Below are 10,928 nucleotides of genomic sequence, written 5' to 3' on the forward strand. Positions count from 1 at the left end.
CCGCCGGCCGGACCGCGACGGTTCTCCGCCAGGGCCATGTGCGGCTATAACCTCTCCGCGGGCCCGGCGGGTCGCGCATGCAAGAGGGGAGCTTTTCGAATGATCGAACGCATCGGCAAGGCACAACGGTGGAGCGATGCCGTCGCCGTGAATGGCCTGGTGTTCCTGGCCGGCCATGTCGCGGACACGGCGCGGGGCCAGTCCGTCGCGGCGCAGACCGAGGATGTGCTGGCGCAAATCGATGAAACCCTGGCCAAGGCCGGCATCACCAAGGCCAACCTGGTCAGCGTCACCATCTACCTTGCCGACATGGCCGGCTTCGACGAGATGAATTCGGTCTGGGACAGCTGGGTGGATTCCGACAATCCGCCGGCCCGGGCGACGGTCGAGTCACGGCTGGCCTACCCCGATTTCGCCGTAGAGATGACGGCCATCGCGGCACGGTGAATCTCGTGGGCGACGGCCGAGGATTAGCTGCGGCATTTCCCGGCCACGCCCGCTACACTCCCGCCTGATTTGGCCCGGCGGGTTGGCAGGCGGGGGTAGAGGGTGCCTATGGTGTGGGATGAGCGGCGGGGCGATCGGCGGGGGCAGACCAGCGACACGCGCCAGCCGGCGGATATCGACTACGCCCGGGTCATCCACTCGGCCAGCTTCCGGCGGCTGCAAGGCAAGACCCAGATCCTGAATTTGGGCGACAGCGATTTCTACCGCACCCGCCTGACCCACTCGCTGGAGGTGGCGCAGATCGCCGGTGGCATCGTGCGCCAGTTCCAGCACCACTTCCCCGACCATCCGGCCCATCCCCACCTGCCGGATATCGCCCGCATCCAGGCCATCGGCTGCACCCACGATCTGGGCCATCCGCCCTTCGGCCACGGTGGGGAGGTGGCGCTGAACTACTGCATGCGCGACCATGGTGGTTTCGAAGGCAACGGGCAGACCCTGCGCGTCCTGTCCCGGCTGGAAAAGTTTCCCGAGGGGGCCGGCGCCAACCTGACGCGCCGCACCCTTCTGGGTGTGCTGAAATACCCGGTGGCCTACCGTGAGGTCGCCAATCCGGTGGTGCGGCCCGGCCTGGACGCCAAGGCCACCACCATCCGCATCATCGACCGCAAGGCGTCCAAGCCGCCCAAATGCTACATGGACAGCGAGGCGGATGTGGTCGACTGGATCCTGGCCCCCTTGAGCGCGGCGGACCGGGACGCCTTTCGCGCCTATGCCCCCCAGGACGGCAGGCACCACAAGCCCCTGCACAAGTCCTTCGACTGCAGCATCATGGACCTGGCCGACGACATCGGCTTCGGCGTGCATGACCTGGAGGACGCGCTGGCCCTGCGGCTGATAGGGCGGGACGATTTCATCAGCCGCGTGCCCCCCGAACGGTGCGCCGCCTTCCTGGACATGCTGCGCGTGCCTTATGCCGAGGAATTCGGCGGCGATGCCTACGCGACCTTCGTCGACCGGCTGTTCGGGGCGGAGGACCAGCGCAAGCTGTTCATCGGCCGCATGGTCCACTACCTGATCGCCAGCTGCCGCATCGACACGAGGGAGGCGTTCCAGGAACCGCTGATCCGCTATCGCGCCGCCATGGACGACCGCGCGCGGGGGTTCCTGGACGCGCTGAAGCAGGCGGTCATGGACATCGTCATCCTCAGCCCGGCCGTGCAGCAGCTGGAGTTCAAGGGCCAGAAGATGGTGGTTTCGGTGTTCGAGGCCATGGCGTCCGAGCCCGCGAACTTCCTGCCGCGCGAGGTTTATGCCCGCTATCGGCAGGAGGGGGACAGCCTGCGGGTCATCTGCGACCACATCGCCGGCATGACCGACAACTTTCTGATGAAGACCTACGACCGGCTATTCAGCCCGCACATGGGATCCGTCTTCGACCAGCTGTGAGGGCCCCTGGGGCGGGTGGACCGCCCCAGAGACACGTCAGCGCCGCGGTGGATCCGCCGCCGGCCCCGTCGGTTCATTGGGCAGGGGCGGGGCCTCCGCCGGGACGGTGGGGGCGGTGACCGGTCCTGGCGCCACCTCGCGCGCCACCGTCGGTTCCGGCCGCTTGGCGACCGGGGCGACGCCCGGCGCCAGCTTGGCGGCCTCGGCCCGGGGGGCGGGCGCGCGGCCCTGTTCATTCGCCGGGGGCTTGGGCGCTTCCTGCGGGTGGCCGTCGTCGCCCGTGTTCAGGATGACGGGCAGGCCGTCGCGGCCGCCGATGATGATGGTCTTGGCGTTGGGGGAGTTGGCGAAGGCGCTGGTCGCCTCGATGCCGCGCAGGCGCAGGTATTCCGGCGTGATGGTGTTGGCCACCGTGGCCTGGAAGTCGCGGATGCCCTCGGCCTCGATGCGCTTGCGGTCGCGTTCCTTGGCCTCGCGCGCCAGGCGGAAGTCGTACTCCTGCATGATCTGCTGCTGTTCGGCCTTGCGCTCGATGGCGGCGCGCACACTGTCCGGCAGGGTGACGCTGGAGATCAGGATGTCCTCCACCCGCACCAGGGCCGGACCGTGGCCGCTGGCCATCTGTTCCTCCAGCGTCAGGGTGTCGGGCGCGGTCTCCCGCGTGGGCAGGGGAAATTCCTCACGGTCGCGCTTCAGCAGATAGGCCTGAATCTCCGCTCGGTTGAGGGAGTAGAACTCCTCCGGGCTGTGCTGGGAGACGAATTCATAGAGCAGCGAGGCGATCTTGGGCCGCACCAGCGTGTCGGCGTAGTCCGGACCCGCCAGCTTGTGCACCAGGCCAGCCGCGTGGGGATTGATGCGGAAGCGCACCGACATCTCCACCTCCATGGTCAGGCCGTTGGCGGCCACGGCGGGATAGGTGCGCGTCAGGGTCTGCAGACGGCTGTCGTAAATGAAGATCTGGTCCCAGGGGGCGATGACGTGCGTCCCTTCCTCCAGCACATGGTCGGTGACGGTGCCGTTGCCGAAGCGGTGCCACAGCACCCCGACGGAACCGGCAGGCACGGCGACGACCACGGCGGGGGCGAGGGCCAGCGCCGCCAGCAGCAGCAACAGCCCCGCGGCATAGAGCGACAGGCTGTTGGCGTCGGCCCAGCGTTTCAGGCGCTGACGGAAGGGATGCGGGGCGGTCTTGGCCCCGGGTTCGGCCATGGTCATCGTTCGGTCGGCGTCCGCAACTGGTCACGCACCCGCGAACTCTGCCGGCCCACCGCCTGGATCAGGAAGTTCAGCAGGGGCGTCAGGATCAAGGCCAGCAGGAAATGGCCCATGAAGCCGATGGTGGTGTTCCGGCCCATGACACCACACAGGATGCAGGCCAGCAGGTAGATGACGATGACGGTCAAGGGCATGAGGTGCGCATTCCCGTGCGAGTGGAGCCCCGCGAGGGGGCGCCGTACAAGTCGTGGACCTTGGAATGGGACGGTTGGCGCCGATCCCACTCCAAGGGTACCACAATTCAAACGCGATCAGGCGGCCGCAGCGGCCGTCTGCACGGACTTACCACGCACCTCGTTGAACTTCTCCTTGAAGAAGTCCGTGACCTTGGCCGGGTCGAAGGTGAGGAAGGTGCCGCCGGAGGCGAAGTGCTGCGCGAACACCTTGCCCAGGGCGTAGGTGAAGGCCGCGTTGAAGGCCGGCTGGGTCAGCAGGCCCAGGACCGGGCCGACCAGCGGGATGGCCTTCAGCGTGTGGCGGAACGCGAAGGAGCCCAGCAGGCTGCCGCCCAGCGTCGCCGGGGCGACGGTGGCCAGCAGGGTGCCGATGGCGGCCTTGCCGATGTCGCCGCGGAAATCCACGGCGTAGTGCTTGGCCAGTTCGCGCAGCAGGTTCAGCTGCACGCCGGCCAGCACCGCGTCATCCAGCAGCACGACCGGGATGACGGCCGAGCCGGCCGCCAGCAGGACGTGGGTGCGGATGATGTGGCGGACGGCGACGTCATCCGCCACGGCCACGGCCGCGTGGGTCGTCTCGGCCGGGGCGGCGGGCGCTTCCGTGGTGGTGGCCGTGGGGGACACGGCCTCGGGGCCGGCCGCCGCGGCCTCTTCTGGGGTTAGTTCTTTCTTCGTGACCATGATCTCACGCTCCAAAGAAGACGTTGAGGGGTGACCGGTCCGGACCACGGGTCCGGCTTGTTCCATCCCCGGGGGGACGGCCCGATGTGACTGGCCGCCGGCAAGGGCCGGCAACCCGACGATATGGGCTAACCAATAACGGGCTCATTACAGCGGTTCCCCGGTTGAGGGCGCCGCCAATGCGTTCTTTAAAAATAGACTGTGGATAAGACGGACGTAATCGTCCGGGTTTTCCTGAATGAAGAAATGACCTCCTCTCATCGTTTGCAGGTGGAAGCCGCGCGCCTTGACCGTTTCCCAGGCCGCGACCTCGTCCACCGTCACGGTCGTGTCGGCGTCGCCGGCCAGGGCCACCAGGTCCAGGGGCAGGGGGGCGGGGGCGGCCACCCGATAGCTGTCGGACAGGGTGAAGTCCGCGCGCAGCAGGGGCCGCATCAGGTCCATCAGGTCGTGGTTCTCCAGCACCTCGGGCGGGGTGCCGCCCAGGCGCCGCAGCTCCTGGTCCAGGCCGGCGTCGTCCAGCTCCCAAACCGGGGTGCGGTTCGGGGGCAAATGGGGTGCCCGCCGGCCGGAGACCACCAGGCCCAAGGGCGGCCGCCCCTCGCGCGTCAAGGCCTCGGCCACCGCGTGGGCGATGGCGGCCCCCAGGGAATGGCCGGCCAGGACCAGGGGCCGGCGGGGCAGGGCCTTCAGCGCCGCCACGATGGACGGCACCACCTGGTCCATGCGTGTGGCGGCCGGCTCCTGCCAGCGGCCCGGCCGGCCGGGCAGCAGCACGCCCCAGACGTCCAGGCCCGGCGGCACGCCCTTGGCCAGAAAGTTCAGCGCGTTCAAGCCACCGCCGCCATAGGGGAAGGCGACGACGGTACCAATAGGGTTCGTGCCCCGGACCAGGGGATGCAGCCAGCTCATGCCTGGGCCTCCGCCGGTTCGGCCGGGCCGGGCTCGGGCGGCACGGGATGCACCAGGCGCAGGCGCCCCTCGGACATCTGGTAGACGCGGTCGGCCAGGTCGAACCAGCGCTCGTCATGGGTGACGCAGATGACCACCTTGCCCCGCGCCTTCATCTCCGGCAGCAGCTGTTCGTAGAAGACAGCGCGGAAATGGGGGTCCTGGTCCGCCGCCCATTCGTCCAGCACGATGACCGGCTTGTCCTCCAGCTGCGCCAGCACCAGGGCCAGGCGCTTGCGCTGGCCGGTGGACAGGCGGACGGTGGTGAAGGCGCCGTCCGCGACCGCCACCTTGTCCTGCATCTCCAGCCGGGTCAGGAGAGCCCGCACCCGCGCGGGATCCGGCGCCGCCACGCCATAGAGCCGGCGCGACAGGTGATAGTCGGAGAAGATGGCCGAGATCCGGTCGCGATAGCCCTGCAAAGCCGACGCCGGCACGGGGGCGCCGTTGACCAGCAGGACGCCGTGGTCCAGCGGCATGAGCCCGGTCAGCAGGCGCAGCATGGTGGATTTGCCGGAACCGTTGCCGCCGGTGATGAAGGAGACCTCCCCACCCCGGAATTCCGCCGTCAGCGGTCCCACGGCGAAGCTGGGCGTCCCATCGTCGTTGCGGTAGGCGAAGCCGGCGTCGGCCAGCGCGATGGACCGGGGCGCCGGCAAGGCCTCGCCGCCCTCCACCATTTCCCCATCGAGCGGCGCGCGGCCGGCCGGTACGGGGGCGTCGGCGGTGACGGCCCAGCGGCCGGCGGCCTCGGCCAGGCGCCGTTCCATGTGCTCGATATTGGTCAGGGCCCGCTCGGCCATGGACACCATGGGCGTCACGAAGGACACGGTGCTGATGGGCCCGACAATGAACAGGGCGGCCGTCGTCACCGGCACCACCACCTTGTAGTACTCCGCCGACACCAGGGGGACGACGAAGACCATCAGGCCGATCAGGGCGTAGAACATGGCCTCGATCAGCGAGAAGTTGCGCACCCACTGCGTCTTGGTCTCGACATTCACCCGGCGGGCGCGGGCAGAGGCGGCGCCCACGGCACCCACCAGGGCGTCGGCCCGGCGGCGGCTCATGCGCGCCTCCTTGAAGCCCTGGGTCAGGTCGGTCAGGCCATCGAAGACATCGGCCTCCGCCTGACCGGATTCCGCCAGCATCTCCTTGAACGAGCGGGTGCGGCGATAGCGGATCGACACCGCCAGACCGGCGAAGGCGAAGGCCAGCACGCAGGCCAGGGGCGACAGATAGGCCAGGTAATAGGCCAGGAAGACCAGCATCACCGCCTGCTGCGCCCCCACCGCCAGGATGGGCAGCACGCGGGCCAGGATTTGGGTGTCCTGGATCAGCACGCCGTGCAGGGCGGCGCGGCCGATACGCTCCACCGTCACCAGGTCGGCCCGCCGGACGGCGTCGAACACCCGCATGCGGAAGGTGTGGATCAGGCGCTCGGCATCCCGCGACGCCGTCACCAGGATGGCGTTGTGCGACACGCAGAACAGGGTGATGGTCACGGCGTACATCAGCACCAGGCGGGCGTCGACCTTGTCCGCCTCCTGGCTGGCCGCCGCCACCAGGCCCAAGAGGGCGGTGGTGGCGATGGCCGACACCAGATTCATGAAGGTCAGCATCTTCAGGTTCTGCGGGATCTCCCGCAGGACGACCTTGGCCAGTCTCATGCCCGCCCCTCCCGCCCATGCCAGGCGGTATCCAGCGGCACCTCGCGCAGGTGGCCCTCCTCCATGTGCAGGCGCCGATCGGCCACGTCGAAATACTGGTCGTCGTGGGTGACGGCGATCAGGGTCAGGCCCCGTTCCTTCAGGGCCGGCACCACCTCGCGATAGAATTTCCGGCGGAAGTGGGGGTCCTGGTCCGCCGCCCATTCATCCAGGATCAGGATGGGCTTGTGCTCCAGCAGGGCCGCCACCAGGCCCAGGCGCTTGCGCTGGCCGGCAGACAGGTCGCGGCGGGCGAAGCGGTCGCCCTCCACCCGGGTCACGCGCTGCATTTCCATCCAGCGCATCAGCTCATCGATCTCGGCCGTGTCCAGCGCCGTTACGCCATAGAGGCGGGCGAACAGGTGGAAGTCGGCGAAGACGGTGGCCATCTGCTCGCGATAGGGGTCCAGCCGCTGCGGCCCGATGGCCAGGTCATCCACCATCAGGCGGCCGCGCATGGGCTGGTACAGGCCGGTCAGCAGCTTGATGAAGGTGGACTTGCCGGAGCCGTTACCGCCGGTGATGAACACCACCTCGCCTCGGCGCAGGGTCAGGTCGAAGGGACCGACGGCGAAGGCCGGTTCGCCCGTTGGGGCGGGGAAGGTGAACTCCACCCCATCCAGGCGGATCTCCCGGAAATCGGCCGGCAGATCCAGGGGGGACGCGTCCTGCCCGGGCTCGGCCAGGGCCGCCAGATCCTTTTCCAGGTCCAGCATGCGACCGGCGGCGCCGTCGGCCGCGGTCATGACCGCCAGCGACTGCATCAGGCCGAAAATGGGCGTGGACAGGAAGATCACGGCCGCCGCGACCTTCACCATCTGCTGCGAGAAGCTGGTGGAATAATGGGGCAGCACGAAGACCAGGATGCCCAGCATCAAATTGAAGACCATCTCGCCGAAGATGAACTGCTGCCAGGTGTGCATGTGCACCCGGCCGCGCTGCGCCATGGTGCGGTCCGAAGTGGTGACAAAGATGGCGTTGAGATCGTCACTCCGGGCGCTGCTCAGCCGCTGTTCCTTGAAGCCGTCGAACAGGTCCGACACGCTTTCGAACAGCGCCTCCTCCTCCGCCATCAGCAGGACCTGCTGTTCCTCCAGCGCCTTGCTCAGGCGGACATAAAACCAAGCCCCGCCCACCAGCACGGCGGAGATGACGAAGAAGGCCAACGGCGACAGCACCGCCATGTAGACCAGAACCGCGATCACCGACAGGACGGAGCGCAGGGTGATGGCCATGAACTCGGAGTTCTGGGAGATCAGCTGCCCCGCCTGGGTCACGCTTTCGAACAGGCGGGCCTGGCCGAACCGTTCCAGCTTCAGCAGGTCGGACCGGCGCACCTGGTCCACCAGGCGCATGCGCACCGTGTCCACCACCTCTTCCAGGTAGGCGGCCATCTGCGTGACCATCCAGCCTTCCGTCGCCATGTAGGCGGCCAGGCTGGCCAGGAAGGCCCCGGCCAGGACGTAGTTGACGCCCGCGCGCTGCTGCTCCGCGATTTCGGAAGCGGCGGCGTTGACGATGACCAGGATCAGGGTGCTGGACAACGCCGATCCCGCCGCCGCCAACAACAGGCGCCGGATGCGGGCGGGACCGATAAGCTTGATGAGGCGAAGAAGGTTCACGCGGCCCGTCCTACGCTGGGGGCGTCCGCGCCGCCATAGGCGGACAGCGGCACGTCATCGTCGACGCGGATGCGCCAGACATGGCGCTCATGGTCCACGAAGGCGGTGCGGCCGTGCAAGGCCATGTGATTGTTCACGAAATGGATGCTGTCAGCCGGCATGGAGATTTGCAGCAGGGCCTCCGGCCGCCGCGCCTCCGCCAGCAGCAGCTCCAGCGCCCGGCGCACGTCCGGCGTGTCGGCGGCGGGGTGCAGGGCCAGCCCCTTCATCAGCGTGTCGGCGCGGAAGCGGATGCCGGGCCGTTCGGCGAAGATGGTGGCGAAGGTCACCTCCACCGTGTCGGTGCCGCCGTTGGCGGTGAAGACGCCGGGGATGCGGAAGGGCAGCACCTTGCGTGATAGCAGGTCGATGGCCCAGCGCCCCTCCTCGGTCGCGGACAGCGACCGCTTCAGGCACTGGAGGTCCCGCACCAGGGATATACCCCCGCCGCAGGCCGCCGGGCGGATGTAGTACAGCATCATGTACCGCTCCGGCCGAGCGAAGTACTGCGTGTCGGTGTGCAGGTCGGCCTCGTCGGCATGCTCGGAAAAGGTGGTGGCCGCCTTTTGCTGCCGCACCTTCACGTCCCAGATGACGCGGCGGTTCACCTGGTCGGTCGCCGTCGGCCGGCCCATGCAGGCGGCCAGCGCGAACAGCACCTGGGCCCGCTCCTCCAGCTCCAGGTGTGCCAAGCCGGCCTGGCGCACGGCGATGCCGCTGTAGTCGGTTTCCAGGATATGGCACAGCGCCTCGGCCGTGGCGGCCAGGGTGGGGCTTGCCGCGGTGAGGGCGGCGCGCAACGCCACGGGTGCGGTGGGCGGCACCAGCCGCTCAATCCGGATGTCGGGGCCGTAGAAGTCCCGCAACGCCGCCTGCACGCACAGGCGTTCCCGCTCGGGCACGGGCGACAGGGCGAAGTCGCCAATGCGTAGGCCTAGGTCCTCAAGATGGGTCAACATGGCTCGTCACCGTCTTGGAAACAGGATGGGCTGAGGGGTTTGGGGAAAGGTCAGTGGGCGTCACGGGCGGCCTCCATCATCGCGGCCAGGCCGTCGGGCGGCAGCCCGTCCGGCCAGCGGAAGCCCAGGCGGGCCAGCAGGGCCTGGGTCTTGGCCGTTGCCAATTCCGTGCGGCGGTCGCGCTCGTGCGGCGATTCCTGGCGATAGATGCCGAAGGTGGGCAGCAGCTCGGCCAGCGGCTTTTCCATCGCCGGGTCGTTCAGGGCGGCTTCGATCCGGTCCAGCAATTGGCTGTAGCTGCCCGTGCCCAGGTGACCGGCCATGCCGGGGGCCCTCCGCATGACCTGCGCCAGGAAATCGCGGCGGGCGTGATCGACGTGATGGATGTGGTGGGCCAGATCCGGCGCCTGCGCCAGGGTCACCACCGCCTCCGCCACCTTGTCGACATGGCACAGCCAGGCGTGCATGTCCTCTGGCACGAAGCGCAGACGGGTCAGCGCCGCCGTCAGGCGGAAGAAGGCGTTTTGGCGGATGTTGCGCTGAAGCGCGCCACCTTCCGTCGCGAAGACGACATTGCCGACCCGATGGATGCTGGCGTTGGCGATCTCACCCCGCGCCGCCACCACCAGATGCTCCGCCTCCTGCTTGCTGCGGACGTAGTAGTTGTCGTCCAGCGTCGCGTGGTGCTCGTCATACTCGGTGTACAGGCGGTAGCCATCGTCCGGGGACCGGCCGCACACCGACAGGGTGGAGATGAAGTGCATGTCCGCCGTGTGGCCGGTGCGCCGGCCGCGCTCCACCGCCAGGTCCAGCAGGTGGCGGGTGGCCTGGACGTTGTCGGCGTGGCTGTCGTGGTAGTGGCCGTAGTGGTTTACGTTGGCGGCACAGTGCAGGATGGCGTCGGCCTCGACGGCCAGGGCCTCGCGCCGGCCTTGGGCCAGGCCCAGGTCGGGGGCGCGCAGGTTGCCCGCCCAGGCCTGGACGCGGCCGGACGCCAGCAGATCCGCCGCCGCGTCGTCGCCGAAATAATGGCGCAGCACCTCGGAAAGCCGCCCTTGCGCCTCCGCATCGTCGCGGCCACGGACCAGGGCGGTGACGCGCCGTGCCGGGTCCGCCGCCAAGTGGCGCAACAGGTAGGCGCCGAGATAGCCGGTGGCGCCCGTCAGCAGGACATGGCCATAGGGGCGGGCTGTCACCGGGGGTGAGGCCGCCAGGGCCTCATAACGCTGGTGATAGGCGGCCAACAGGGGCTCCAGCGTGGCCTCGCGCGCCACCTCGAACGCGGCCTCGCGGGCCTTGAAGGCTTGCCAATGCGCGCGGGCGCCGGCGATCAGGGCGGTCAGCTGGCCGGCCTGCGGTCGGCAGCGCCGGGCGAAGTCTTCCAGCCGGGGGTTCTCGTACAGGTCGTTCACCGTACAGGCGAAGTCCCGGCGCACGCGGTTGACCATGGCCGTGGCGCGCAGGCTGTCGCCGCCCAACTGGAAGAAGTCATCCTCGCGCCGCAGGCCGCCCACCTTCAGCACGGCGGACCAGATCGCGGCCACCAGTTCCTCCACCGGCCCTTGGGGCGGGGTGCCGGCGCGGTGATCGCCCTCCGTCGACTGCGACAGGCGGTAG

General features: G+C 68.9%; 10 protein-coding genes. 2 read left to right on the plus strand and 8 right to left on the minus strand.

All coding sequences use genetic code 11. The features are described from left to right. Positions 1-99 precede the first annotated feature (99 nt). Together UAJ10_RS08785 and UAJ10_RS08790 are read left to right on the plus strand one after the other, a co-directional pair. Entirely contained in the window at positions 100-447 is a 348-nt protein-coding gene (locus UAJ10_RS08785; protein WP_322915002.1) for a RidA family protein, read from the plus strand. 108 nt (positions 448-555) lie between these two features. Continuing rightward, a complete protein-coding gene (locus tag UAJ10_RS08790; protein ID WP_322915022.1) occupies positions 556-1,896 on the plus strand; it encodes an anti-phage deoxyguanosine triphosphatase in 1,341 nt (446 codons plus the stop codon). Between the two features lie 36 nt (positions 1,897-1,932). Here the strand turns inward: UAJ10_RS08790 and UAJ10_RS08795 are convergent, their stop codons facing one another. The 8 genes from UAJ10_RS08795 to UAJ10_RS08830 form a co-directional block, all read right to left on the minus strand. Then, on the minus strand, positions 1,933-3,108 hold the full coding sequence (locus UAJ10_RS08795) for a prohibitin family protein (protein WP_322915003.1): 1,176 nt from the start codon (positions 3,106-3,108) through the stop codon (positions 1,933-1,935). Between the two features lie 2 nt (positions 3,109-3,110). Further along, positions 3,111-3,308: a hypothetical protein gene (locus tag UAJ10_RS08800; RefSeq protein ID WP_145620636.1), complete on the minus strand. Its 198-nt coding sequence runs from the start codon at positions 3,306-3,308 to the stop codon at positions 3,111-3,113. A gap of 117 nt (positions 3,309-3,425) precedes the next feature. Beyond that, positions 3,426-4,031, minus strand: a complete 606-nt coding sequence (locus tag UAJ10_RS08805) for a YcjF family protein (RefSeq protein ID WP_322915004.1) — start codon at positions 4,029-4,031, stop codon at positions 3,426-3,428. Between the two features lie 147 nt (positions 4,032-4,178). Next, positions 4,179-4,943: a thioesterase II family protein gene (locus tag UAJ10_RS08810; protein ID WP_322915005.1), complete on the minus strand. Its 765-nt coding sequence runs from the start codon at positions 4,941-4,943 to the stop codon at positions 4,179-4,181. Beyond that, on the minus strand, positions 4,940-6,652 hold the full coding sequence (locus UAJ10_RS08815) for a cyclic peptide export ABC transporter (protein ID WP_322915006.1): 1,713 nt from the start codon (positions 6,650-6,652) through the stop codon (positions 4,940-4,942). Before UAJ10_RS08815 ends, UAJ10_RS08810 begins: the two co-directional genes overlap by 4 nt. After that, positions 6,649-8,313, minus strand: coding sequence for a cyclic peptide export ABC transporter (locus UAJ10_RS08820; RefSeq protein WP_322915007.1), 1,665 nt, complete (start codon positions 8,311-8,313; stop codon positions 6,649-6,651). The genes UAJ10_RS08815 and UAJ10_RS08820 overlap by 4 nt, the downstream gene beginning before the upstream one ends. Continuing rightward, the gene (locus tag UAJ10_RS08825; protein ID WP_322915008.1) at positions 8,310-9,311 is read right to left on the minus strand and encodes a TauD/TfdA family dioxygenase; all 1,002 of its coding nucleotides are present in this window, start codon (positions 9,309-9,311) and stop codon (positions 8,310-8,312) included. Before UAJ10_RS08825 ends, UAJ10_RS08820 begins: the two co-directional genes overlap by 4 nt. A gap of 50 nt (positions 9,312-9,361) precedes the next feature. Further along, positions 9,362-10,928 (minus strand): SDR family oxidoreductase (locus UAJ10_RS08830; RefSeq protein ID WP_322915009.1); only part of this gene is annotated, 1,567 nt, incomplete at its 5' end.

It is taken from the genome of Nitrospirillum guaranorum (assembly GCF_034653275.1).
Classification (GTDB): domain Bacteria; phylum Pseudomonadota; class Alphaproteobacteria; order Azospirillales; family Azospirillaceae; genus Nitrospirillum.

Excerpts from the sequence above, each read along its gene's own strand:
- UAJ10_RS08785 (WP_322915002.1), top strand. The coding sequence starts at position 100 with ATGATCGAACGCATCGGCAAGGCACAACGGTGGAGCGATGCCGTCGCC.
- UAJ10_RS08790 (WP_322915022.1), top strand. The coding sequence starts at position 556 with ATGGTGTGGGATGAGCGGCGGGGCGATCGGCGGGGGCAGACCAGCGAC.
- UAJ10_RS08795 (WP_322915003.1), bottom strand. The coding sequence starts at position 3,108 with ATGGCCGAACCCGGGGCCAAGACCGCCCCGCATCCCTTCCGTCAGCGC.
- UAJ10_RS08800 (WP_145620636.1), bottom strand. The coding sequence starts at position 3,308 with ATGCCCTTGACCGTCATCGTCATCTACCTGCTGGCCTGCATCCTGTGT.
- UAJ10_RS08805 (WP_322915004.1), bottom strand. The coding sequence starts at position 4,031 with ATGGTCACGAAGAAAGAACTAACCCCAGAAGAGGCCGCGGCGGCCGGC.
- UAJ10_RS08810 (WP_322915005.1), bottom strand. The coding sequence starts at position 4,943 with ATGAGCTGGCTGCATCCCCTGGTCCGGGGCACGAACCCTATTGGTACC.
- UAJ10_RS08815 (WP_322915006.1), bottom strand. The coding sequence starts at position 6,652 with ATGAGACTGGCCAAGGTCGTCCTGCGGGAGATCCCGCAGAACCTGAAG.
- UAJ10_RS08825 (WP_322915008.1), bottom strand. The coding sequence starts at position 9,311 with ATGTTGACCCATCTTGAGGACCTAGGCCTACGCATTGGCGACTTCGCC.